This window comes from Methylophilales bacterium (genome assembly GCA_019823025.1).
GTDB lineage: Bacteria > Pseudomonadota > Gammaproteobacteria > Burkholderiales > Methylophilaceae > BACL14.
The window spans coordinates 778,183-803,832 of the sequence record CP081940.1 but is presented as its reverse complement, the minus strand read 5'-3'; the positions used below and the strand labels follow the sequence as shown (position 1 = coordinate 803,832).

The following is a 25,650-nucleotide window of genomic DNA, read 5'->3' as shown; positions in this document are numbered from 1 at the left end:
ATATGATTGATGATTTTCATATATAATTCATTGAAAATAATAGAAAAATTTGTAGAAATGAAAAAAAGTAAACAAAATTGGTCAGACAGATTTTCAGAGCCAACTAGTGAGATAGTTAAAAGATATACAGCGTCAGTAAATTTTGACCAAAGACTTGCAATATATGATATTGCAGGTTCACTAGCGCATGCAGAAATGTTAAAAAAACAAAAAATCATTTCATCCAAAGATTTTAGTGCTATCAAAAAAGGTTTAAACCAAATCAAAAAAGAAGTCATCGCAAATAATTTTGAATGGTCCATTGACCTTGAAGATGTTCATCTTAATATAGAGAAAAGATTAACTGATATTGCTGGTGAGGCAGGAAAAAAACTGCATACAGGTAGATCAAGAAATGATCAAGTGGCAACTGATATGAGGCTTTTCCTCAGAGATGCCACAGATCAATTAGTAAATTTAATCAAAAAATTACAACAAGCTACGTTAGCTAAGGCCGAAAAACATGTTACCACCATCATGCCTGGCTTAACCCATCTTCAAGTAGCTCAACCAATTAGCTTTGCCCACCATTTGCTTGCTTACTTTGAAATGTTAGAAAGAGATAAGGCAAGATTTATTGATTCTAGAATAAGAATTAATACTTTGCCCTTAGGCGCAGCGGCACTCGCTGGTACCTCTTATCCAATTGATAGAAGGTTTGTAGCTAAATTATTAAATTTTGAAGGAGTTATGGAAAACTCAATCGATGCAGTATCAGATAGAGATTTTTTGATCGAATTTAATGCAAATGCGTCACTTTTAATGACCCATCTTTCAAGATGGTCAGAAGAATTAGTGATGTGGTCGAGCCCATTTTTTAATTTTATTGAGATTTCAGATAGTTTTTGTACGGGATCAAGCATAATGCCCCAGAAAAAAAATCCTGATGTACCAGAATTAGTTAGAGGTAAAACTGGAAGAGTAAATGGGCACCTAGTCAGTTTACTCACATTAATGAAAGGGCAGTCGCTTGCTTATAATAAAGATAATCAAGAGGATAAGGAGCCTATTTTTGACGTTGTAGACACTGTTTTAGATACATTAAAAATTTATGGGGAGATGATTTCTAAAATTAAGGTATTTCCTGAAAATATGGAAAATTCAGCCTTGAAGGGGTATGCGACGGCAACGGATTTAGCGGATTATTTAGTAAAAAAAGGTTTACCTTTTAGGGAGTCTCATGGCGTGGTCGCTAAAGCTGTGAAATATGCAATTGATCAAGGTTATGATTTATCAGAAATGAATCTATCTGAGCTAAAAAAATTCCATCAATTGATAGATCAAGATGTCTTCAAATTTTTATCTTTGAAGGGATCAATTCAGTCAAGAAGGCATATTGGAAGTACGGGATTTACTGCCGTAAATTTAGCACTTAAAAAAGCAAAATCTAAACTATAGGAATAAATTATTTAAATTATATCCCGCCTTAGAAGTCAGGCTAAGTATGTCTTCAACCGGTCTTTTATCTGACTCAGATAATGCCCATAACATGCTTGATCTCGTCCCAGTTCGGCAATAAGCAAAAATAGGTTTTTCAGAAGCATCAAAATATTCACCAAATTGATCGACATCGTCCTGAGTTATTTGTCCACCAATAACGGGTTGATGAATAAATTTGAGGCCATTTTCAACAGCAGCATTTTTTATACTTTCGACAGTGACTTGATTTATTTCTTCATTATCTGGTCGATTACAAAAAATTGTTTTAAATCCGGCTTCTTTAATTGTTTGTATATCATCGACTGTGACTTGTTCAGATACAACATAATCATCAATAATTTTATTTAATTGCATGTTCTAATCCTTCAAAAATATTTGTAATAGCTCGTTTAAAAAATTTTGCCCCAAATCAGTTGGTTTTATCCTACCATTTTTTTGAACCATCAGTTTTTTATCTTTTGCTAAGCTCAATTCTTTATCAATAATGCTAATAGGCAAATTTGTTCGTTGTTCAAAAAGAGATTGATTAAAACCTTTGTTTAGCCTTAGGGCATTAATCATGAATTCAAAAATTAAATCACTTTCTGATAATAACTTCTCATCATCATAAAATTTATGATTATTTGCATTTTTAATATAATCGCGTGGATTTTTAAAACAACTCTTACGAGAAATTTTCCCTTTACAAGTTAATTTACTGTGAGCCCCTGCTCCAATGCCAAGATAATCTCCAAAATTCCAATAATTTAAATTATGCAAACATTGGTTATTTTTTTTTGCATAAGCGGAAGTTTCATAATGTTCAAATTTTGCAAAATTAAGTTCATTACTAATCAAATCAAATATTTCTGCACTTTTTTCTTCATCGGGTAACTGTGGCGGAAATTTATAAAAAAAAGTATTAGGCTCAATAGTCAGATGGTAGTAAGAAATATGTGAGGTGCCGATTTCAAGGGCCTTAGTAATATCCTCTTTGACGTCACTAAGACTTTGGTTAGGCAAAGCAAACATTAAGTCGATATTAACTTTATCAAAAATTTTGACAGCTAAATTTGCAGCACTCGCAGCTTCTTTTGGACTGTGAATACGTTCAAGTTTTTTTAGGTGGGTTTGATTAAAACTCTGAATGCCAAGTGACATTCTGTTGATTCCAACATCTCTATAGCCATAAAAATGTTCTTTATCAAATGTCCCTGGGTTAGCTTCAATAGTAATTTCACAATTTTTATCTAAGCCAAAAGTATTTTCTAATTTTTTTATGAGCGTATCAAAAGCCTTAGGACTGAATAGACTTGGTGTTCCACCACCAAAAAAAATTGAATGTATCGGCTTGTTAGGTTCAATATTATAATTTTCAATTTGTTTCAATAAGGCATGGGTGTAGGCTTCTTCATTATTCTTAATATTTTGATCTTTGAATTCGTGCGAATTAAAATCACAATAGGGGCATTTATGAATACACCAAGGAATGTGAATATAAATTGAGAGTGGTGGGTATTGCATGCCTAGAGTTAACGTAAAACCAAAGTTATTTTTTCTTTACAGGGCTTTCTAAACTTTCAATTAATGCAAAAAGAATTTTCTTCATTTGTTCTTCAGAAACTTCCATTAATACTCCATCATCAAAGGCATCTTGTGCGATCTGTTTTAATTCATCAAAGTTTTCATTCATAACTTTAACTTTTTCAGTGCAGGACACAACTGATTTATCATCTCTTAACCATGTAGGCCATTTTTGATTTTTATTTGTCATAAAGCATTCTAAGTTTATGTTTTAACTTTTGCAAAGCTTGGCTACGATGGCTGATTTTATTTTTTAAATTAAAGTCTAGTTCAGCTGCAGAAAGATCTGTTTTAAAATCCATAAATATAGGATCATAGCCAAAACCATTTTTACCTCTTGGAGAAGATAAAATTTCACCCTGCCATATTCCTTCTGCGATAATTGGTTGAGGGTCATCACATGAGGTAATAAAAACTATTGCGCAATAATAATGAGCCCTTCTGTTTTTTTCATTCTTTAAAAGTTCTAGCAACTTAATATTATTCTTTTTATCGTTTGCCCCCTCTCCTGAAAATCTGGCTGATAAAATACCAGGCTTTCCGTTTAATACGTCTACACATAATCCAGAATCATCAGCTATAGCAGGCAGATTCGATGCTTTTGAAGCAAACCTTGCTTTGGTTAGTGCATTTTCTATGAAGGTTCCAAATGGTTCTTCTGCTTGACCAATATTGAGTTTGGATTGCGCAACAGTTTGAATTGGTAAATCATGAAGTAATGTCTCAATTTCAGATAATTTTTTTTTATTATTTGTCGATAAAATAATTTTCTGCATCATGTGTTATTTGAGAACGTTTTTTTGAATTTGAATTAATTCGGCAATTCCTTGCTCTGCAAATTGAATGATATTATTCATTTCATCTTTTGTAAAAGGCTCTCCTTCAGCTGTCCCTTGAATTTCAACAAATTTACCTTGTTCAGTCATAACAATATTCATATCAGTATCACAGTTTGAATCTTCATCGTAATCAAGATCGATTAAAACTTCGCCATTTTTTATTCCTAATGAAATTGCTGCTACTGCATCTTTTATAGGTGAAGATTTTAAAATTTCTTTTCCGATAAGAGGGCTAATGGCATCACAAAGCGCTACATAAGCTCCTGTAATACTTGCAGTTCTTGTTCCCCCATCAGCTTGAATTACGTCACAATCTATATGAATGGTCCTTTCTCCTAATGCCTTTAAATCGATAATTGCTCTGAGACTACGACCGATTAATCTTTGTATTTCTTGAGTTCTACCTGATTGCTTTCCTCGCGCAGACTCCCTTGACATACGGGTGGATGTTGACCTTGGAAGCATTCCATATTCAGCTGTTACCCACCCTTGACCTTTTCCTTTTAAAAAAGAGGGTACTTTTTCTTCTACACTGGCGTTACAAATAACATGTGTATCTCCGCACTTTATCAAAACCGATCCTTCCGCATGTTTTGTATAGTGCCTTAGGATTTCAATTTCTCTAATTTCGTTATTTGCTCTTTCCTTTGATCTCATAGAATTCTCTTCGTTATTTTGAATGGTGATTATAATCCAAAGTAAGTTAAATAGCCTTTAGAGAATTTAAATGTTTCTTACCTTAGTTAAAAATAGATTGTTAAACTATCAAAAAGCTTTACAACTAACCTAGGAATTAAGATGATTTCGAGCATGACAAGCTATCACTCAGTTTCAAAAGAAACAAGCTATGGCTGTTTGGTTTTAGAAATTAAAACGTTAAATAGTAGATTTTTTGATTTACAAATTAAATTGAGTGATGAACTTCGGATTTATGAGCCCGTTATCAGAAAAAAAATAGCCAAAAGACTTTCAAGAGGAAAAATTGAATGTAAAATTTTTTTGAAAGCAAGAGAAGACTTAGTTGAAATTAAAAATAATGATCTCAAGACTTTAAAAAAACTAATAAAATCTGTTGAAAAAATATCAGAACTTATTAAAAGACCAAAACAAATAAGTCCTGTAGAAATTATTCGACTTCATGGTGAAACAAATAATAAAGAAAATTATAAGGGGCTTGATAAAGTATTGCTTCCCCTTTTTGATAATGCACTAAAAAAAATTATTGATGATCGTCAGCGCGAGGGCAAAAAAATTAAGCAATTGATTATGTCTAGGGGTTTAAAAATAGAAAAAGAAGTATCCAAAATTAGAAAAATAATACCAAAGTATATAAATATTCATCAAAGTAAAATTAATAAAAAATTTAAAGATGCTTTAATAAATGTTGACCAAGATAAAATTAAACAAGAGCTAGTAACTTTTATCCAAAAAAGTGATGTTGAAGAAGAGCTTGATAGATTAAATTCTCATTCACATGAGCTAAAAAGATTAGTAAGTTTATCCAAGCCAGTTGGAAAAAAAATCGATTTTCTAATGCAAGAATTTAATCGTGAGGCGAATACATTAGGCTCAAAAGCTATTGCAGTTGAGATTTCACAATCTGCAGTTGAATTAAAGGTCTTAATAGAGCAAATTAGAGAACAAATACAAAATATTGAATAACGGCACTTTAGATATGACAGAAGAAAATAAGAAAGGAAGGTTGTTTATTGTGACTGCACCATCAGGTGCAGGAAAAACCTCTCTTATAAAAGCATTAATTGAATTGTGTCCGCAATTTAAAGTATCTACCTCACATACAACTAGAAAGCCAAGACAAGATGAAAGGGAAGGAATCGATTACTATTTTGTAGATAGCGATGCTTTTAATACTTTAAAGGATAATGGAGAGTTTTTAGAAAATGCCGAATGCCATGGTGCCAAATATGGAACAGCAAAGAGTCCTGTCGAAGACAGCATAAAGACGGGCAAAGATATTATTTTAGAGATTGACTATCAAGGGGCTATAAATGTTAAGAAAGCTTTCCCCAATGCAATCAGTCTATTTATTATTCCACCTTCAATGGCTGTTCTAAAAGAAAGGCTAGAGGGAAGAGGTCAAAATTCACAGGCTGAGATAAAAGGACGATTGGCTGCTGCTGAAGAGGAAATCAGCCATCTTGAAAAGTTTGATTATGTTATAATCAATAACGAATTTGATCAGGCCTTGAGTGATTTAAAATCTGTGTTTAATGATTCTCCCGAATCAATAAATTTAGAAACTTCGAAACAAAAAAAATTTTTTCAGGGTTTAATTGACTCAATAAAATAAAAATATTTGGAGCAACAAAATAATGGCAAGAATTACCGTAGACGATTGTTTAGAAAAAATACCTAACAGATTTCAATTAACCCTTGTAGCAGCTCTTAGATCAAGACAACTTGTGAATGGCGCTGAGCCTTTAATTGATATGGAAGGTTCAAGAGATAAATCATCAGTAATAGCGCTTAAGGAAATTGCTGCAGGTTTAATTGGAGAAGAAATTCTAATTCAAAACCCAGGTTAATAAGAGAAATTTGTTTTAAAGGAGAGTAATCTTTGGCTAACACCGCTCACACCAGCCAAGCCGATTTAAATAAAAGTCATCGATCCTTTTTGCTTCCTGTTGACCAAGACAATTCTAGTCTCACCCAACTTGTAAAGACTTATCTTCCGAAGAGAGAGATTGATAAAGTTTGGGAAGCCTACCGATTCAGCGAAAAAGCCCATAGCGGCCAAAAAAGAAGGAGTGGAGAGGCTTACATCAGCCACCCAGTTTCTGTAGCTTGCATCGCTGCCCGATTCCATTTGGATAGTCAGTCAATTCAGGCTGCACTTTTACACGATGTAGTTGAAGATACTGAATCCACAGAATTAGAAATAGAGTTAAAATTTGGTAAGCAAGTGAGTACGCTTGTGACAGGTTTATCAAAACTAGACAAAGTAGAGTTTCAAGATGCAAATGAGGCTCAAGCTGAAAACTTCAGAAAAATGTTGTTAGCGATGACTCAAGATGTAAGGGTTATGTTAATAAAGCTGTCAGATCGCCTCCACAATATGCAAACTATTCAATCGTTAGATGAGCGTAAAAAGATTAGAATTGCTCAAGAGACTGTAGATATTTATGCGCCAATCGCAAACAGACTTGGTTTGAATAATCTATATCAAGAGCTTGAAGATTTATGCTTTGAAGTTTTACATCCGGTGAGATACAAAACAATACAAAAAGCGATTAAGGCCAGTCGCGGCAATAGAAAAGAAGTTATCGAGAAAATATCAAATGAGATAAGTCATAAATTAAAATCTGTTAAAACGAAAGCTGAAATAACGGGTAGGGAAAAAAATCCTGCAAGTATTCATAGAAAAATGCTTGAAGATCAGACAGGTTTTAATCAAATAAATGATATTTATGCGTTTAGGATAATCGTTAATGACATTAACGATTGCTATTTAACTTTGGGAACATTGCAATCGCTTTATAACCCTATCCCTGGAAAATTTAAGGATTATATTGCCATTCCAAAAGCAAATGGATACCAATCACTCCATTCTACTCTTCTAGGTCCTTTCGGCGTTCCGGTTGAGATTCAAATTAGAACAAAAAATATGCATCAACTAGCGGAGGCTGGTGTTGCCGCTCACTGGTTATATAAAACAAAAGATGCACACGTTACAGATTTACAGCAAAAAACTAACCAATGGTTGAAAAGGATGCTAGACATTCAAAATGATAGTTCTAATTCGCTGGAATTTTTAGAACATTTAAAGGTTGATCTGTTTCCTGACGAGGTTTATGTTTTTTCTCCAGACGGAAAAATATTTGCTTTACCTAAAAATTCTTCATCGATTGATTTTGCATATGCAGTTCATAGTGATGTGGGAAATAAGGCAGTATCAGCAAAAATAAATCAGATGTTAGTTCCGTTGAGAACAAGGCTCTCAACTGGCGATCACGTAGAGATAATTACTTCAACATTAGCAAAACCAAATCCTACTTGGCTAAATTTTGTTATTACAGGTAAGGCTAGATCGCAAATAAGAAATTATCTTCGATCAGCTGAATCAAAAGACCTAATATTTTTAGGTGAAAAAATGTTAAATAATGCACTTAATGCATTTCATATTCATCCAACCGCAATTAAAAAAAAGCATTGGAATAAATTAATCTTGGACTATCACATTGAATCAAAAGATGAGATTTTAATGGATATTGCACTAGGTAAAAAAGTAAATGTGATGGTAGCCCACCAACTAACAAATCTTATGGATGGGTTTGCAAGCAATAAAAAGCAAACAAAGATGCTTGATGTTATTACAATTAAGGGCTCTGATGATATGGCGATCCAACTTGCAAACTGTTGCCATCCAATTCCTGGAGATCCTATATTAGGTTATATTAATAAGGAAAAAGGCTTAGTAATCCATACACATGATTGTCAGATTGTTAATGAGTTATCACTCGATCATGACCGATGGGTAGATGTTGAGTGGGAGCCTGATTCAGAAAAATTATTCAATGTCCGACTAAGTGTTCTAGTGGTTAATGAAAGAGGGATGTTAGGTAAAATAGCATCGGTCATTGCTGATGCAGAATCAAATATTGATAATGTTTCACTTCAAGATATGGATGGGAGTCCATTTGCAACACTAAATTTTTTGGTTCAAGTACGACATAGACAGCACCTTGCTGAGCTGATAAGAAATCTCAGAAAAATAACTAAAGTTAACAAAATAACGAGAGTTAAAAATTACAAGAGTTAAAATTTAAAGAGGAATTAAATGATATGAAAAAAATTATTAAAACAGATGAAGCTCCGGCAGCAATCGGAACATACTCGCAAGCTGTAAAAAAGGGAAATATTATTTTTCTATCAGGTCAGATACCCTTAAATCCTGAGTCTATGGAATTGGTCGAGGGTATTGAAAATCAGATTCATCAAGTGTTTAAAAATATCTTAGCTGTCATAAAAGCCGCAAATGCATCTTTAGATGATCTAGTAAAGTTAAATATATATCTCACAGATTTAAGTAACTTTGCTTTGGTGAATTCTATTATGGAGGAATATTTTAGCGAGCCATATCCTGCAAGAGCTGCAATCGGAGTTGCATCACTTCCAAAAGGATCATTAGTCGAGGCAGATGGATTTTTAGTTGTTGATTGATTTAAATTTTGTCTAAAAAAAAATTATTGACGGAACTTCAAGCAAAGAAACTAAAAAAATTAGGCATTACCTCAACAATCGATTTACTTTTATATTTACCTTATAAGTACAATGATCAAACTGTAATTCAAACCATCAATGACTGTCTTGTTGGGGAAAAAAGTCAAATTGAAGTTAATGTAAATGATCTTGAAGTAAAGTATCGACCAAAAAAAAACTTAATCTTATATGTCTCTGATCAAACAGGACAGATGCAAATACGTTTTTTGCATTATTATCCAAGTCAAATTAAACAACTAGAATCAGCAAGTCTTGTCAGATTTTATGGAGAAGTTAGGCAGCAATCCAATTATAAAGAAATGATTCATCCTGAATATTTCTTGATCGATAATTCAACGGGCCTTTCAAAAAATTTAACTCCTATATATTCAACTACAAAAGGGTTGTCTCAAAACATGTTGAGAAAGTTAATAAAAAATCATATAGAAGGTGCAACTCAAACAGAATTATTCAAAGAACTATTTTTAAATTTGTATAAGAAGTATGAATTTCCTAGTTTCATGGATTCAATTAGTTTTCTGCATGAACCACCAAAAATAAAAGTTGATGATATAGAGAATATTCATAATTCTAAGTTTTTTAAAAGATTGATTTACGATGAACTGCTCGCTCAACAATTATTCCTAAGAAAACAATATAACTTATTAAAAAAAAATAAAGCTCCTAAATTTAAGCATGCACAACCAAAACAAGAGATTTTTTTAGAACAATTAAATTTTAAGTTAACGGATAGTCAAAAACAGGTATTAGAAGAAATACAAAATGATTTTACAAAAGGCTTTCCAATGAACAGACTTTTACAAGGGGATGTTGGATGCGGAAAAACGGTTGTAGCAACTATTGCCGCTATTGATTGTATAGAAGCAGGTTTTCAAGTTGCATTTATGGCACCGACAGAAATTCTAGCTGAGCAACACCATGAAAAATTAATAAATTGGTTTAAAGATACTTCCTATGAAATTCTATTGCTCACAGGAAGCATGCCTAAAAAGGCAAAATTAGAAACCTATTTAAAAATTGAAAAGGGCAATGCTGATATAGTCATTGGAACGCACGCCTTATTTCAAGAAGCGGTGACTTTTAACAATTTAGGATTTTATATAATTGATGAACAACATCGCTTTGGTGTTGAGCAAAGGATGTTGCTAAAAAATAATTCAAAAAATCTACAGGGCTTTGAACCCCATCAATTGATGATGAGTGCCACTCCTATTCCTCGTACATTATCTATGAGTTTTTTTGCACATATGGATGTCTCGACTATAAAAGAGTTACCAGGGGGAAGAAGTCCAATTACAACAAAGGTCTACTTGGATGATAAAAGAAAACAATTATTAAATTTAATAGATGAGCATTGTAAAAAAAATAATCAAATTTATTGGGTATGCCCATTAATAGAAGAAAGCGAATTCTTAGATTTAGAGACAGCCAAAGATATATATCAAGAGCTTGAAAAATATTTCATTAACCAAAAGGTAGGTTTAATTCATGGAAAAATGAAAGCTGAAGAAAAAAAAGGAATTATGAAAAAATTTCAAAAAAATTTAATACAAATATTAGTAGCCACCTCTGTAATTGAAGTCGGGGTTGATGTTCCAAACGCAACATTAATGATTATTGAAAATTCAGAGAGATTAGGGTTATCCCAATTACATCAACTTAGAGGACGTATTGGAAGGGGTGAAAAAAGTAGTTATTGTGTATTACTGTATAAAAATAAATTATCATCAACAGCCAAGCAGCGTTTGAGGATAATTTATGAAAATACTGATGGCTTTAAGATTGCAGAGGAAGATTTAAAATTAAGGGGGCCAGGCGAACTTCTGGGGTATAAGCAAAGTGGTGTTCCTACATTGCGATTTGCTAATTTAAATAGAGATTTAGATATCTTAGAAAATGCTCGAAATGATGCCAATAGCTTAATTGAAAAAAATGATGCAAGAATCAATGAACATATGAAACGTTGGCTAAGAAACTTTGAAGAGATAGTCACTGTATGAAAATAAATTGGAAAAATAAAATTTATAAGGGTAAAAACCAAGACTTTCTTTCTTACAAAAGCTCAATTACAAATAAAATTAGTCAAAAAGCTAGTTTAAGAATAGAGAGAAATAAAGATTTCCCAAATACAATTTTTAACGATGAAAAACTTTTTTTTAAGACAGGTAGGTCTGGTAGTTTGTTCTTAAGGGAAGTTTTAATTTACGCTAATAATGAACCTATTATTTATGCAAGAACTGTCTTTAAGAAAAATTTAAGGCAATTGACTGGGCTAGTTAAAAAATTGAATGAAAATCCGTTGGCAAATATAGTATTCAAAAAAAAGACTAAACGATCAGAATTTATTTTTAGCCATATGTCTCCTAACTATAAATTATCAAAAAGATTAAATGCAAAGCAAATAGCAATAAAAAAATTTGTTGGCGCAAGGCAATCAAACTTTTTATGTAAAGGTGAAAGAATTCTTTTAACAGAAATTTTTTTCAAGGATATTAATCGCTTTATATGATTAAAATTTTGCCATTCATAAACCTTCTAAGGCTAAATAGACCGATAGGTATTTTTTTACTTTTATGGCCAACCCTTTGGGCATTATGGCTTTCAAGTCATGGAATGCCCGATTTAAGAACATTAGGGATTTTTATTCTAGGTGTTATTGTGACAAGGTCGCTAGGATGCGCAGTTAATGACTTGGTAGATAGAAATATAGACAGTAAGGTCCTTAGAACAAAAAATCGACCATTAGCCTCTGGACAAATTTCTGTTAATGAGGCGCTTTACTTAATAATAGTCCTTGCAATACTTGCTCTTTATTTGGTATTTCAGCTAAATATATACGCAATTAAAATTTCATGCATCGCATTGCTTTTCATTTTTTTATATCCATTTACCAAAAGGTTTTTACCAGTTCCCCAGGCATTTTTAGGCATGACTTTTGGGTTTAGTATTTTAATGGTATTCGCCTTTACTCAAAGTCAGATTACCTTTGATGCATGGCTTTTATTTGCTGCTAATGCTTTTTGGGTTCTGGCATATGACTCACATTATGGGATTGTGGATAGCATTGACGATAAAAAAATTAAAGTAATGTCAGCACCATTAACATTTGGTAAGTCGACCATGAAAATTATAGGAGGCTGTTATCTAGCAACTTTTATTTTACTTGTCACTATAGGATCAATGAATAGCTATGGTGTCCTTTATTTTGTTGCACTATTTATTGCCTTTCTATTAGCCTTTATTATTTGGCAAAAGTCTTTACTTTTTGACCCAAAGGCTAATTTTAATGCTTTTATATCAAATAATTATGTGGGGTTTTTTATATTTGTTGGTTTTTTATCTCAATCATAGAAAAAACGACTAATAAATTGACAATTTATACCTAAATAGACTAAAATTCGCCTCTTGAATTAAATTTACTAAGGTATTAAGAATGAAAACAGTTTCTGCTAAATCACATGAAGTCAAAAGAGATTGGCTTTTAGTTGATGCAAAAGATGCGACACTTGGAAGATTGGCAAGTGGTATTGCCCACAGACTTAGAGGCAAGCATAAAACTATCTATACCCCTCACGTTGATACGGGTGATTATATTGTCGTGATAAATGCAGAACAAATCAAAGTAACGGGCAATAAAGCTGAGGATAAAATTTACCATAGACACACAGGTTTTCCTGGTGGACTTTATTCTACAAATTTTACTAAACTCCAAGCTAGGTTTCCTGGAAGAGCTTTAGAAAAAGCAGTTAAAGGCATGCTGCCAAAAGGACCTTTAGGCTATGCAATGATAAAAAAAATGAAAGTTTATGCCGGAAATGATCATCAACATTCAGCTCAACAACCTCAGCTGATAACAATTAAATAGGACAGTTTTTTATGATAGGTAAATATTATTATGGAACAGGAAGAAGAAAAAGCTCAGTAGCTAGAGTATTCATTCAGCCTGGTAAAGGAGCTATCGTTGTTAATAATAAGCCTGTAGAAGAATATTTTTCAAGGCACACATCTCAAATGGTTCTTAAACAACCTTTGGAGCTAACAGAAAATCAGACAGCCTTTGATATCAAAGTTAATGTAACTGGTGGCGGTGAATCAGGACAGGCCGGTGCAGTTAGACATGGAATTACTCGTGCCTTATTAGATTATGATGAAGCATTAAAACCTGAGCTGTCTAAAGCAGGTTTTGTGACTCGTGATGATCGCGAAGTTGAACGAAAAAAAGTTGGCCTTAGAAAAGCAAGAAGACGTAAACAATTCTCTAAGAGATAATGCTTACAAAATAAATAAGAGCCGCTTTAGCGGCTTTTTTTTTAGATGGTTTTTATGAAATAAAAGATTAAAATGGAAATTATGAAAAAAATATCAAGAATAAGTATATTCGGCGGAACGGGTTATACAGGAGTTGAATTGATAAGATTACTTCTAAGTCATCCTTTTGTAGAAATTTATCAAATTACTTCCAGAAAAGATAAAGGTAAGAGGGTAGATGAAGTTTATCCATCATTTAGAGGGATGTTGAATAATAAATTTGTGTCACCTGAAGATGCAGATCTTGAGAATGTAGATATCGTATTTTTCGCTACGCCAAATGGCATAGCGATGAATTATGCTGATAACTTAATATCAAACGGCAAAATAGTCATTGATTTAGCTGCTGACTTTAGAATTAAAGATAAAAGTGTTTGGGAAAAATGGTATGAAATGGAACATAAATCTCCAAACTTAATTGATAAAGCTGTCTATGGATTACCTGAAACTAATAGAGATAGTATAAAAAAAGCTAAATTGATTGCTAATCCTGGGTGCTATCCTACTGCCATTCAGTTAGCACTCATTCCCCTACTTAAAAAAAAGTTAATCAACCCAACAAGTATTATTGCCGATGCTAAATCTGGTATAAGTGGCGCGGGGAAAAATCCAGAGTTAAAGTTATTAATGTCAGAGGCTGAAGAGGATTTTAGGGCTTATGGCATAGGGGGACATAGACACTTACCAGAAATAGAGGAGAATTTAGCAAATATTTGTGGTGATGATATCAAATTAACTTTCATCCCCCATTTGGTCCCGATGATAAGAGGTATTCATGCAACACTATATGTTGATTGCATTGAAGATTTTAATCCAGAGGAAATTTTTGAATCTTTTTACAAAGATGAACCTTTTGTAGACATAATGCCAGCTGACATGCCCCCAAATACCAAGTCAGTGAGAGCATCAAATTTTTGTAGAATCTCATTTCATAAAGAGAAAGCAAGTAACAGACTAATTATTTTTTCGGTTATTGATAATCTTATGAAGGGTGCTGCTGGACAAGCAGTACAGAATATGAATATTATGATGGACTGGCAAGAGTCAACGGGTATAAACCTAGTGCCAATAACGCCCTAAGTCTCGTAAATTATGAAAAAAAAAATTAGAGCGCATTATCTAGTTAGAAAGAAACCTCGGATTCAAACAAAAGCTAATTGGCCCAATTACATCTTTTTTTCAGTCCTTTTTCTTATTATTGGCGTCAGTATTACCTATTATTCATTGGATGGCGGTAAATATGCAAAAATTTATTCTCAATTAATGGATTTGCAAAATTTAAATTATGAGCAAAACAATGAGAATCTAAAAATTAAATTAGAAATTGATAAAAATGACATTTCAATGAAGAAACTATCTGAACAAAATAAAGAATTAAATGAAGAAAATAATAAATTAAAGGAAGACGTTTTGTTTTATGAGAAAATGTTGGGTAAAAGAAGAAAATAAATGATAAAGAAAAAAAGAAAATTTGTCGCTATAACCACATTAATTGATAAAGACATCGTGATATCTGGGGATACTACTTATACGGGTGGAATTAGAATTGATGGAAAAATTAACGGAAATCTTAAGGTGCATGGCGAGGAAGATAGCTTATTAATTATGGGGCATGGAAGTAAAATAACTGGAGACGTCGAGGTAGAGAAAGCCATTATAAATGGAGAAATTAACGGAAATATAAAATGCCATGATTATTTAGAATTAAATACCAATGCAATTGTCAATGGCAGTATAGAATATGACATAATTGAAGTTCATGAAGGTTCAAAAATTACAGGAAACTTAAAATTTAGTAAAAATAGTAAAAAAATAGAACCAAAAAAAAATTTAAATCACAAGATTAAGAGTAACTTAAAAAAATTACTTAAAAAATAAACGTTAAAAATACATATAGGAGAAATATATGTCAGCAGCTGTAGAAATGCCAACACCAATTAACTTTTCTGATAATGCCGTAAAAAAAGTTAAAGAGTTAATAGAAGAGGAAGGCACACCAGACCTTAAACTTAGAGTATTTGTTAGTGGCGGCGGTTGCTCTGGAATGCAATATGGCTTTACGTTTGAAGAGAGTATAAATGAGGATGATACAAAAGTAGAAAAAGACAATGTAATGTTACTTATTGACCCAATGAGCCTCCAATATTTAACAGGTGCTGAGATAGATTATCAAGACAATGTTCAAGGGTCACAGTTTGTTATTAAGAACCCGAATGCAACTACTACCTGTGGGTGTGGTTCGTCATTCTCTGCGTAATTATTTAATATCTCTTTTTGTTTTGCCTTTGTAGACTTGCCTTGGTCTTCCGATCTTTGATTCATCACTCATCATCATTTCGTTCCAGTGAGCAACCCAACCTGCCGTTCTAGCGAGAGCAAATACAGCAGTAAACATTGAAAAAGGTATACCTATAGCTCTCATTACAATGCCTGAGTAAAAATCAACATTGGGATATAATTTTTTCTCAATAAAATACTCATCTTCAAGCGCGATTTTTTCTAATTTCATCGCTAATTTAAAAATTGGATCATCATTTAATCCAAGCTCATCAAGTACCTCGTGACATGTTTCTTTCATGATGATGGCCCTTGGATCTTGATTTCTATAAACCCGATGACCAAAGCCCATCAACCTAAATTCATCATCCTTATCTTTGGCACGGTTAATATATTGTTTGATTCTGCTTTCATCTTTAATTTCAGTTAACATTCTGAGAGTCGCCTCGTTGGCTCCTCCATGAGCGGGCCCCCACAATGACGCAATACCTGCCGATATGCAGGCATATGGATTGGCACCTGTTGAACCTACTAATCTTACAGTTGATGTAGAAGCATTTTGTTCATGATCTGCATGAAGAATAAGAATTTTTTCAAAGGCTTTGGAAATTATGGGATTGGGCTCATATTCTTTATAAGGTCTTGAAAAAAGCATATGTAAAAAATTTGTACCAAAATCGTATTCATTTTTTGGATAGACAAATGGTAAGCCTAAATTGTAAGTATAGCTCCATGCAGCAATCGTAGGAATTTTCGCGATCAATCTTTGTGCTGAAATTTGTCTATGGTTTGAATCATTAATATCCATATTATCGAAATAAAAAGCGGACATAGATCCTACAACACCCACCATCACTGCCATTGGGTGAGCATCGCGTCGAAACCCACCAAAGATATTATTTAGTTGATCATGAAGAAGGCTGTGACTGGCGATAGATTTTAAGTAAACAGTTTTTTGAACTTGATCGGGGAGTTCTCCATGCATCAGAAGATATGACACATCAAGGTAGTCACATTTTTCAGCTAATTGTTCAATAGGATAGCCTCGGTATAGCAATTCTCCTTTATTTCCATCAACGTAGGTAATTTTGGATGTGCAGGCAGAGGTAGAGGTAAATCCTGGGTCATAAGTAAAATAATTATATTTACCAAGTTTTCTAATATCTATAGATGGGTTGCCAATAGTGCTTTCAATAACAGGAAGCTCTCTTTCTTTACCATCGAGTACAACTTTAATTTTTTCTTTTGCCATTTACTTTAAGATCTCTATTCATTTGTTTTAATCAGCCTGACATTATAATACAAAAGAAAATAAAACTAGGATTGATGTATGGAGCCTAAAATTCTAAAACCCTTCGCTCCAGTAACATCTGGTGAATTATTAAATTTTTTATTAAGCGTTTGATTTGCAAGCCAAGAAAAAGCAACTGCCTCAACCTGTTGCACAGGCAGATTCAAATCTCCGGTATTTTTAATGCTTAAGTTTGTTTTATTTTTTAATATTTCAATGAGAAAGGTATTTTTTGCTCCACCCCCACATACATATATTTCATTTGCTTTTGAACAATGCTTTTTAATTGCTTTTGCGATTGAAATTGCGGTTAACTCGAGCAGTGTTCGTTGTATGTCCTCAGAAGAGTAACTTTTTTTAATACCTTTTTTGATCCAATTTAAATTAAATAAGTCTCTCCCGGTACTTTTTGGAGGCTTCTTTTTGAAAAAATTATCGTTGAGAAAATATTTTAGTAAGACGTCAATAATCTGTCCTTTTTTTGCCCATTTACCATTTTTATCAAAATTTAAATCATGATTAACCTTGATCCAATGATCCATTAAAATATTCCCCGGGCCACAATCAAAACCAAAAATAGAACCGTCTGTAGGAAGGTAGGTGATATTACTAATACCACCAATATTTAAAATAACTCGATTTTTGGTTTTTGAGAAAAATATATCTTTATGAAAAGCTGGGACTAGAGGTGCCCCTTGACCTTTTGCGGCTATATCTCTATTTCTAAAATTAGATACAACTGTCAAATTAGTTATCTCCGATAATAGATCAGCATTGCCAATTTGCGTAGAAAATCCTTTATCAGGCCTATGCCTTATAGTCTGACCATGATAACCAACCCCTTTTATTTGTTTGGCTGATAAATTATTGTTAATTAGTAAACGATTGATTCCTCTTCCAGTTAATACGGCAAGCTCATTTGAGAGCATTGAACTTTTTTCAAGCTCATTTTTTTCTGGAAAGTGAAGTTTAAGAATTTTTTCTCTTAATTCGGCTGAATAGTTAATATGTAAAAAATCTAGTACAGAAATTTTTTTCTTATCTATTTTTGTTAGGGCAATATCAATGCCATCGAGACTGGTCCCTGACATAATACCCATTAAAATTTTAGAATTTATCATATTAAGAAATTTTATACTTAACTCTGTCAACAAGATAACACTAATTGTTTCTAAATACCTTAATTGCTATAGAATATCTTGTATAAAAAAGTGGAATGAGAATAGTGAAAGCAGAAGAATCATTAAAAATAATAGCCAGAGGAACTGATGAGGTTTTAGTTGAATCAGAGCTTCTAAAAAAATTAGAGACTGGAAAACCTCTTAGAATTAAAGCAGGTTTTGACCCAACAGCACCTGATCTTCATTTGGGGCACACAGTCTTATTAAATAAATTAAGACAGTTTCAAGATTTAGGCCATCACATTCTATTTTTAATAGGAGACTTTACTGGTCTGATTGGAGATCCTACTGGTAAGAATGCAACGAGACCTCCTCTCACGAAAAAAGAGGTGGAAGACAATGCAATCACTTACACATCTCAAGTATTTAAAATTTTAGACAAATCAAAAACTGAGGTTGTATTTAATTCGTCATGGCTAAGTAAACTGGGAGCAGATGGAATGCTTAAATTAGCCGCTACACATACTGTGGCTCGCATGCTTGAAAGAGACGATTTTTCAAAAAGATATAAATCTCAGCAACCAATTGCAATTCATGAATTCATGTATCCACTGCTTCAAGGTTTTGATTCAGTGGAGTTAAATGCTGATATTGAGATTGGTGGAACGGATCAAAAATTTAATTTATTGATGGGCCGAGAACTCCAAAAATATTATGATAAACCACAACAATGTATTGTTACTCTGCCTTTGCTTGAGGGGCTTGATGGAGTTCAAAAAATGTCAAAATCATTGAACAATTATATTGGTATTAATGAATTACCAGAGACCATGTTTTCAAAAATACTTTCTATATCAGATGAATTAATGTGGAGATATATAGAATTACTTTCTTTAAGATCATTAGATGACATTAACAAATGGAAAACAAGGGTTGAACAAGGCGAAAATCCAAAAAATATTAAAGTAGAATTTGCAAAAGAAATAGTGAGTAGATTCCATTCAGAAGTCAAGGCTACAAACGCAGAGAAAGATTTTCAAAATAGAGCGGTTGGGGGTATTCCAGAAAATTTAGAAGAATATAAGATAGACATTGGTTCTGATGGGTTAGGCGTAGCTAATCTATTAAAGTCTATAAATTTTGTAACAAGCACTTCGGAAGCAATGAGACTTATAAAGGCAGGCGGAGTTAAAATTGATGGAGAAAAAGTTAGTGATACCAAACAAACTGTTGCTCAAAATGAACAATTTGTCATTCAAGTTGGTAAAAGAAAATTTGGAAAAATTGTTACTTGAAGGTAAATCTTTTTGGAAGAATGTGAAATCAATCTTTAAATTGTATTAATCCCACTAATTTTTTGATATAATACTTGTAAGATATGGGCCTTGAGCCCATTTTTTTTTCGCTAAAGTTGTTATTTGAGGGCCTAGTTTTTGGATGATCTTGAAACCTTAATAGAGAAATTAGTAACCCAATTAGGTTATGAGTTGGTTGATTTTGAGACAGTTAATGGTGGCCAGATTCTGAGAATATACATAGACAAAGGTGATTTAATTGACATTGAAGATTGCACTAAGGTGAGTAATCATGTCAATAATGTCTTGAGTGTTGAAACTGACTATGATTATGAAAGGTTAGAAGTTTCATCCCCTGGTCTGGACAGAGTCATAAAAAAATTAAGTGACTTTGATAGATTTGAGGGGCAAAAAATAAAGATAAAAACCAGATTTGCGATAGAAAATAGAAAAAATTTTAAAGGTACTTTATTTGGTACAAAAGGGGAATCAATAATGATAGAAGTTGATAATGAGTCATTATTAATTGATTTTGAGAATATTGATAAAGCACGTTTAGATCCGGATTATTAAATAGTTAATTTTGAAGTAGGGAGTGTATTTAAATGAGTCGTGAAATTTTATTGTTAGTAGATGCTTTGGCACACGAAAAAAGTGTTGAGCGTGAGATTATTTTTGAAGCTGTAGAGGAAGCACTTGCTTCAGCTACTAAGAAGAAGCATAAAGATGCGATTGACATAAAAGTAGAAATTGACCAAGAGACAGGTGAATATGAAACCTTTAGGAAATGGACTATCCTTCCAGAAGATTTAGTAGAAGATGAAGAAATACAAGTTTCATTAGAGGACGATAGAGCAAAAGGCCTTGTTGAGAATGACATCATAAAAGAACCAATAGAGTCAGTAGAGTTTGGCAGAATAGGGGCGCAGGCAGCTAAGCAAGTAATTCTTCAAAAAGTAAGAGAAGCTGAGCGTGAGCAAATTCTAAATGAATTTTTGGCCCGAGATGAAAAATTAGTTTCAGGTCAAATTAGAAGAATGGAACGAGGGAATGCAATCATTGAAATTGGAAGAATCGATGCGGTTCTCCCGAGAGAACAAATGATTCCAAAAGAAAATTTAAGAATCGGTGATAGGGTTAGAGCTATAGTGATGGAGGTCGATAGGGGAATTAAAGGTCCACAATTAATTCTTTCTAGAGTCTCCCCAGAATTTTTAATCAGATTATTTGAGCTTGAAGTACCAGAAATAGAAGAAGGCCTATTAGAAATTATGGCGGCATCAAGAGACCCAGGTTTGAGATCAAAAATTGCAGTTAAAGCTAATGATCAAAGGTTAGACCCCGTTGGCACGTGTGTAGGAATGAGAGGGTCTAGAGTTCAGGCAGTTACTGGTGAGTTAGCAGGAGAAAGAGTAGATATTGCTCTTTGGTCAATTGAGCCTGCTCAATTTGTCATAAATGCAATGGCACCGGCAGAAATATCAAGCATTATGGTCGATGAGGATAAAAAAAGTATGGACTTAGTTGTGTCTGAAGACCAACTAGCACAAGCAATTGGAAGAAATGGTCAAAATATTCGGCTTGCAACTGAGCTAACAGGGTGGGAATTAAATATCTTAAGTGAAGAAGAATCTGATCAGAAAACAAAAGATGAATATACCAGCGTTAGTCAATTATTTATTGAGAAGCTAGATGTGGATGCAGACATTGCTGATATTTTAGTTCATGAGGGATTTTCAACTCTTGAAGAAATAGCTTATGTACCAATAGATGAGCTAATACAAATTGAAGCATTTGATGAAGATACTGTAAATGAGCTTCGCTCAAGAGCAAGTGCTGTTATTTTGAAAGAAGCAATATCAAATGAAGAAAAAATTCAATCACCGGCAGATGACTTGCTAAATATGGAAGGTATGGATAGTGATACTGCCAAGCTATTGGCATCGAAATCAATTATTACAATGGAAGACTTAGCAGAGCTTGCAGCTGACGAACTACTTGACATAGTTAAAATGGATGAAGAGAGAGCAAAAGAATTAATAATGACAGCAAGAGCACCTTGGTTTGTTTAATAAAAATTTATTGGAGTTAACATGGAAAAATCAACAGTAGAAAAATTTGCCAATGAATTAAATTTACCAATAGATTTACTTCTTAAGCAACTTGAAAGTGCAGGAATTAAAAAGACATCCGGCGCTGAAGAGCTATTAGAAGCAGATAAATCAGCTCTTTTGAATTATCTACAAATTGAACATGGCGCATCGAATACAAACAAAAATAAAATTACATTAACAAGAAAACAAAATACTCAAATTAGAAAAACAGACAGTGATGGAAGAGCAAGAACTATTCAAGTTGAAGTAAGAAAAAAAAGAACAATTGTCAAACCAGAACAAAGAAAAGAAGTTAAAGATGAATTGGTAAAAGAAGATACCTCAGCAGTTGAAAAAAAAGCTGTAGCTGACAAGAATCAAAAAGAAATCCGTGAGGAAGAAGAAAAAAGAAATGCGGCTTTAATGGCTGCCCAGGCAGAGGAAGTAAAAAATAAAAAAGCTGCCAAAGTAAACCAAAAGGAATCTAAAGACGGAACTCTTCATAGACCTGCGTCAAAAGCAAATGTGAAGGTAGATAAGGATTCAAAGAAAACCGAACTTAAAGACAAATGGGTCGATAAAAATCTTAAAAAGAGACCAATTAAAACCCGTAATGACAATAACCAGGGGTGGCGTTCACCAAAAAATAAAAATAAAAATAAAGATGAAACTGATGATCAAAACTTTGTAGCCCCATCTGAACCAATTGTCAAAAATGTACTAATTCCGGAGACTATTTCAGTTGGTGATTTAGCGCACAAAATGTCAGTTAAAGCTACCGAAGTAATTAAAACATTGATGGGCATGGGAATGATGGTAACTATCAATCAAGTTCTTGATCAGGACACAGCTATTATTGTTGTGGAAGAGATGGGCCATAAACCAGAAGCAGCTAAAGAAAATGATTTAGAGTCATTTTTAGATGAAGAATCATCTTCATTGGATGAGGTGATTGAACCACGACCACCGGTCGTAACTGTAATGGGACATGTTGATCACGGAAAAACTTCGTTACTAGATTATATTCGAACTACCAAAGTCACAAAAGGTGAGGCAGGCGGTATTACACAACATATTGGTGCATACCATGTTGAAACACCAAAAGGAATGATTACATTTCTTGATACACCTGGACATGAGGCTTTTTCTGCGATGCGAGCAAGAGGCGCAAAAGCTACGGATATTGTTATTTTAGTCGTTGCTGTTGATGATGGTGTGATGCCACAAACTATTGAAGCAATTAATCACTCTAAAGCAGCAGGGGTTCCATTAATCGTTGCCATAAATAAAATTGATAAGCCTGATTCTAATTCTGAAAAAGTTAGAGGTGAGCTTTTAGGACATGAGGTAATACCTGAGGAGCTTGGAGGTGACTCTATGTTTATAGAAGTTTCAGCACAGACAGGCCAAGGAATAGATGATTTACTTGATGCCGTTTTATTGCAAGCTGAAGTGCTTGAATTAAAAGCACCAATTAATACTCCTGCCAAAGGTATTATTGTGGAAGGTAGGCTTGATAAAGGAAGAGGCCCTGTTACAACGCTTTTAGTTCAATCAGGAACTATAAATATGTCTGATACATTGCTTGCTGGAAATGCATCTGGAAAAATAAGAGCTATGCTTGACGAAAATGGTAAAAATATTAAGCAGGCTACTCCATCAATTCCTGCAGAAATTATTGGGTTATCAGATGTACCAAATGCAGGGGATGAGTTTATAGTCATTAACGATGAGAAAAAAGCAAGAGAGATTGCATTATTCAGACAAGGTAAATTTAGAGATGTTAAGTTAGCAAAGCAACAAGCATCAAAACTTGAAAATATAATGGAACAGATGACGGAAGCTGAGGTAAGATTTTTACCTCTAATTATAAAAGCTGATGTTCAAGGTTCATGTGAGGCATTAGCAGGCTCTCTTGAAAAGCTCTCAACGGATGAAGTCAAAGTAAAAGTAGTTCATTCAGCGGTTGGCGCAGTTAATGAATCTGATATTAATCTTGCCTCTGCATCAAATGCAGTAATTATCGCTTTTAATGTTAGGTCTTCTGGAGGAGCAAGAAAATTAGGAGAAAGTCTGGATATTGATGTTCGTTATTACAGTATTATTTATGAAGCTGTAGACGAAGTAAAAGCCGCGCTTGGCGGTCTTTTATCCCCTGAACAAAAAGAAGTTATTCTTGGTATGGTCGAGATAAGAGAAATCTTTAAAGCCTCAAAGGTAGGAACAATTGCAGGATGTTTTGTTCTTGATGGCGTAATTAAAAAAGGTGCAAATATAAGGCTTTTAAGGGATGATACTGTAATTTATGAAGGCCAATTAGATTCTCTAAAAAGATTTAAAGACGATGTAAAAGAAGTAAAATCAAATTTTGAATGTGGTTTATCAATCAAGAATTTTGATGATTTAAAAGTAAATGATAAATTAGAAGCTTATGAACACGTTCAGGTAGCAAGAAAATTATAAATGCCTAAAGACTATCCAAGAAGTGATCGTATCAGCCAACAGATAAAAAAAGAAATAGCTGATATTTTAAGTATAGAAATTAAAGACCCAGCACTAAAAAGTGTTTCAATTATCGATGTTGAAGTTGCACATGATTTAAAAAATGCAAAAGTTTTTTATGTCGCAGATCATTATGATGAGGAAATTGTTAAAGGTCTTCAGCGATCGTTACCATTCTTTAGGTCTCTTTTGGCAAAAAGGATGTCAACTAGAGGTATACCAAAACTCCATTTTGAATATGATAAAACAATTGATGAAAGTACAAAAATATCAAAGTTATTGGATTCAGTGATCTCGTAAAAAATTCTGATGAGTAAAAATAAAGAAAAGCTTAAGATTAATGGGCTTTTATTAATTGATAAGCCTTTAGGCTATTCGTCAAATCAAGTACTATCAAAAATTAAATGGATTTTTTCAGCACAAAAAGCTGGCCATACAGGAACTCTTGATCCGCTAGCCACTGGGTTACTTCCAATATGCTTAGGGGAAGCAACAAAGTTTTCAAGTCACTTACTCAATTCAGAAAAAACTTATGAGGCATCAATAAAGCTTGGATGGAAAAGCTCATCAGGTGATGCTGAAGGCAAGTTGACGGAATCAAAAATTATATCGATATCTTTAGATAAATTAGAAGAAGTACTAAGTTCGTTTGTTGGCTTATCAAATCAAACTCCTCCCATGTTTTCTGCACTGAAACATAAAGGACAACCATTATATAAATTGGCTAGAGAAGGAGTAAAAATTGAGAGACAACAAAGAGAAATAAAAATCTCAGAATTAAAATTATTAAGGTATCAAAAGAATATTATAAAATTTGCGGTGTCATGTAGTAAAGGGACTTATATTAGAACATTGGCAGAAGATATAGCTTATAAACTTGGAATGGATGGATATTTGATAGATTTAAGAAGAACAAAAATTGGTAATTTAAACGTTCAAGATGCTCTAAGTTTAGATAAAATCGAGGCCCTTTCAGCAGACAAGAGAAATGATTTTATAATGCCAACGGAAGTACTAGTTGACGAATATCCAAAAATTATCTTAACCGAATCAGAAGAAAATTTTATTAAAAATGGGCAGCAAATTCAGCTTCCAAAAAAAGTAAATCCTGAAATTTATAGACTTTTTTCCAAAAATAGCGCATTTATTGGTCTAGGAGAAATTGATAGTAAAAATTTATTAAAAGTAGTCAGATTAATATCAACAAATTAAATTAAAAAAATATTGTTAATTAACAAGAATGCCGTTAAAATATGCGGTCGCGAATAGGAGAAAAGAATGACAAGCACTGCAGTTGAAAAAGCAAAAATAGTTTCAGAGTTTCAGACGGCAAAAAATGATACTGGGTCACCAGAGGTTCAAGTCGCTTTAATAACTGACCGTATTAACTATCTAACTGAACACTTTAAGACTAACGCAAAAGACCACCATTCAAGAAGAGGTCTACTTGCTTTAGTTAGCCAGAGAAGAAAGCTTCTCGATTATTTGAAAGGTAGAAATTTAGGTCGATATCAAGAACTAATTAAACGCCTAGGCATAAGAAAATAATAGGTTAATGAAATTTAAAGCCGATTGCATACAATTTAGTTAATTGTAGAATCGGCTTTTTTGTTATGAAGATGTGTCCATTATTAGGAAGTG

The 25,650-nt window shown here is 33.2% G+C and carries 29 protein-coding genes; 22 read left to right on the top strand and 7 right to left on the bottom strand.

The features are described 5' to 3' along the window. Positions 1-57: 57 nt before the first annotated feature. On the top strand, positions 58-1,437 hold the full coding sequence (gene argH, locus K6112_04360) for an argininosuccinate lyase (protein QZP17262.1): 1,380 nt from the start codon (positions 58-60) through the stop codon (positions 1,435-1,437). Here the strand turns inward: argH and K6112_04355 are convergent. The 5 genes from K6112_04355 to rph are packed head-to-tail and all read right to left on the bottom strand — an operon-like array spanning position 1,432 to position 4,538. After that, a complete protein-coding gene (locus K6112_04355) occupies positions 1,432-1,833 on the bottom strand; it encodes a TIGR01244 family phosphatase (protein ID QZP17261.1) in 402 nt (133 codons plus the stop codon). The two genes, argH and K6112_04355, sit on opposite strands and share 6 nt — an antisense overlap. 3 nt (positions 1,834-1,836) lie before the next feature. Further along, positions 1,837-2,982: a radical SAM family heme chaperone HemW gene (gene hemW / locus K6112_04350; protein ID QZP17260.1), complete on the bottom strand. Its 1,146-nt coding sequence runs from the start codon at positions 2,980-2,982 to the stop codon at positions 1,837-1,839. A gap of 25 nt (positions 2,983-3,007) precedes the next feature. Next, positions 3,008-3,232 carry a hypothetical protein gene (locus tag K6112_04345; protein QZP17259.1) on the bottom strand — a complete coding sequence of 75 codons (225 nt, stop codon included), beginning with the start codon at positions 3,230-3,232 and terminating at the stop codon, positions 3,008-3,010. Next, entirely contained in the window at positions 3,222-3,818 is a 597-nt protein-coding gene (gene rdgB / locus K6112_04340) for an RdgB/HAM1 family non-canonical purine NTP pyrophosphatase (GenBank protein QZP18486.1), read from the bottom strand. Before rdgB ends, K6112_04345 begins: the two co-directional genes overlap by 11 nt. Positions 3,819-3,824: 6 nt before the next feature. Next, complete coding sequence (rph, locus tag K6112_04335; GenBank protein QZP17258.1) at positions 3,825-4,538, bottom strand: ribonuclease PH; 714 nt, start codon at positions 4,536-4,538, stop codon at positions 3,825-3,827. Between the two features lie 153 nt (positions 4,539-4,691). Here rph and K6112_04330 point away from each other — a divergent pair, with 153 nt between their 5' ends. The 14 genes from K6112_04330 to erpA all read left to right on the top strand — a co-directional run bounded on the left by K6112_04330 (position 4,692) and on the right by erpA (position 15,687). Continuing rightward, a complete protein-coding gene (locus tag K6112_04330) occupies positions 4,692-5,543 on the top strand; it encodes a YicC family protein (protein QZP17257.1) in 852 nt (283 codons plus the stop codon). A 13-nt stretch (positions 5,544-5,556) separates the two neighbouring features. Then, positions 5,557-6,192, top strand: a complete 636-nt coding sequence (gmk, locus tag K6112_04325; GenBank protein ID QZP17256.1) for a guanylate kinase — start codon at positions 5,557-5,559, stop codon at positions 6,190-6,192. Between the two features lie 22 nt (positions 6,193-6,214). Next, a complete protein-coding gene (gene rpoZ, locus K6112_04320; protein ID QZP17255.1) occupies positions 6,215-6,427 on the top strand; it encodes a DNA-directed RNA polymerase subunit omega in 213 nt (70 codons plus the stop codon). Positions 6,428-6,459: 32 nt separating this feature from the next. Next, entirely contained in the window at positions 6,460-8,661 is a 2,202-nt protein-coding gene (locus tag K6112_04315) for a bifunctional (p)ppGpp synthetase/guanosine-3',5'-bis(diphosphate) 3'-pyrophosphohydrolase (GenBank protein QZP17254.1), read from the top strand. A gap of 23 nt (positions 8,662-8,684) precedes the next feature. Beyond that, the gene (locus tag K6112_04310; protein QZP17253.1) at positions 8,685-9,062 is read left to right on the top strand and encodes a RidA family protein; all 378 of its coding nucleotides are present in this window, start codon (positions 8,685-8,687) and stop codon (positions 9,060-9,062) included. Positions 9,063-9,067: 5 nt separating this feature from the next. After that, complete coding sequence (gene recG, locus K6112_04305; protein QZP18485.1) at positions 9,068-11,122, top strand: ATP-dependent DNA helicase RecG; 2,055 nt, start codon at positions 9,068-9,070, stop codon at positions 11,120-11,122. Next, the gene (locus K6112_04300; GenBank protein QZP17252.1) at positions 11,119-11,631 is read left to right on the top strand and encodes a chorismate lyase; all 513 of its coding nucleotides are present in this window, start codon (positions 11,119-11,121) and stop codon (positions 11,629-11,631) included. The genes recG and K6112_04300 overlap by 4 nt, the downstream gene beginning before the upstream one ends. Further along, entirely contained in the window at positions 11,628-12,473 is an 846-nt protein-coding gene (ubiA, locus tag K6112_04295) for a 4-hydroxybenzoate octaprenyltransferase (GenBank protein QZP17251.1), read from the top strand. The genes K6112_04300 and ubiA overlap by 4 nt, the downstream gene beginning before the upstream one ends. A gap of 82 nt (positions 12,474-12,555) precedes the next feature. Next, positions 12,556-12,987 carry a 50S ribosomal protein L13 gene (rplM, locus tag K6112_04290; GenBank protein QZP17250.1) on the top strand — a complete coding sequence of 144 codons (432 nt, stop codon included), beginning with the start codon at positions 12,556-12,558 and terminating at the stop codon, positions 12,985-12,987. Between the two features lie 11 nt (positions 12,988-12,998). Then, positions 12,999-13,391, top strand: a complete 393-nt coding sequence (gene rpsI / locus K6112_04285) for a 30S ribosomal protein S9 (protein ID QZP17249.1) — start codon at positions 12,999-13,001, stop codon at positions 13,389-13,391. 90 nt (positions 13,392-13,481) lie between these two features. Continuing rightward, positions 13,482-14,510, top strand: a complete 1,029-nt coding sequence (gene argC, locus K6112_04280) for an N-acetyl-gamma-glutamyl-phosphate reductase (GenBank protein QZP18484.1) — start codon at positions 13,482-13,484, stop codon at positions 14,508-14,510. Positions 14,511-14,522: 12 nt separating this feature from the next. Then, entirely contained in the window at positions 14,523-14,879 is a 357-nt protein-coding gene (locus K6112_04275) for a hypothetical protein (protein QZP17248.1), read from the top strand. After that, positions 14,880-15,308, top strand: a complete 429-nt coding sequence (locus K6112_04270; protein ID QZP17247.1) for a polymer-forming cytoskeletal protein — start codon at positions 14,880-14,882, stop codon at positions 15,306-15,308. Between the two features lie 28 nt (positions 15,309-15,336). After that, positions 15,337-15,687, top strand: coding sequence for an iron-sulfur cluster insertion protein ErpA (gene erpA / locus K6112_04265; GenBank protein ID QZP17246.1), 351 nt, complete (start codon positions 15,337-15,339; stop codon positions 15,685-15,687). On the opposite strand, the gene gltA is transcribed toward erpA, so the two are convergent. After that, positions 15,688-16,959, bottom strand: a complete 1,272-nt coding sequence (gene gltA / locus K6112_04260) for a citrate (Si)-synthase (protein ID QZP17245.1) — start codon at positions 16,957-16,959, stop codon at positions 15,688-15,690. 65 nt (positions 16,960-17,024) lie between these two features. Further along, on the bottom strand, positions 17,025-18,119 hold the full coding sequence (locus K6112_04255; protein QZP17244.1) for an anhydro-N-acetylmuramic acid kinase: 1,095 nt from the start codon (positions 18,117-18,119) through the stop codon (positions 17,025-17,027). Positions 18,120-18,214: 95 nt separating this feature from the next. Here K6112_04255 and tyrS point away from each other — a divergent pair, with 95 nt between their 5' ends. From tyrS to rpsO, 7 genes are all read left to right on the top strand, one after another. Beyond that, positions 18,215-19,414 carry a tyrosine--tRNA ligase gene (gene tyrS, locus K6112_04250; GenBank protein QZP17243.1) on the top strand — a complete coding sequence of 400 codons (1,200 nt, stop codon included), beginning with the start codon at positions 18,215-18,217 and terminating at the stop codon, positions 19,412-19,414. Between the two features lie 138 nt (positions 19,415-19,552). Further along, positions 19,553-19,987: a ribosome maturation factor RimP gene (gene rimP, locus K6112_04245; protein QZP17242.1), complete on the top strand. Its 435-nt coding sequence runs from the start codon at positions 19,553-19,555 to the stop codon at positions 19,985-19,987. 32 nt (positions 19,988-20,019) lie between these two features. Then, positions 20,020-21,486 (top strand): transcription termination factor NusA, encoded by a 1,467-nt coding sequence (nusA, locus tag K6112_04240; protein ID QZP17241.1) that lies wholly within the window; start codon positions 20,020-20,022, stop codon positions 21,484-21,486. A gap of 21 nt (positions 21,487-21,507) precedes the next feature. Beyond that, a complete protein-coding gene (gene infB, locus K6112_04235; GenBank protein QZP17240.1) occupies positions 21,508-23,970 on the top strand; it encodes a translation initiation factor IF-2 in 2,463 nt (820 codons plus the stop codon). Then, entirely contained in the window at positions 23,971-24,309 is a 339-nt protein-coding gene (gene rbfA, locus K6112_04230) for a 30S ribosome-binding factor RbfA (GenBank protein ID QZP17239.1), read from the top strand. It abuts the gene before it with no gap. Positions 24,310-24,318: 9 nt separating this feature from the next. Continuing rightward, on the top strand, positions 24,319-25,221 hold the full coding sequence (gene truB, locus K6112_04225; protein ID QZP17238.1) for a tRNA pseudouridine(55) synthase TruB: 903 nt from the start codon (positions 24,319-24,321) through the stop codon (positions 25,219-25,221). A 66-nt stretch (positions 25,222-25,287) separates the two neighbouring features. Beyond that, complete coding sequence (gene rpsO, locus K6112_04220) at positions 25,288-25,557, top strand: 30S ribosomal protein S15 (protein QZP17237.1); 270 nt, start codon at positions 25,288-25,290, stop codon at positions 25,555-25,557. Positions 25,558-25,650: the final 93 nt, after the last annotated feature.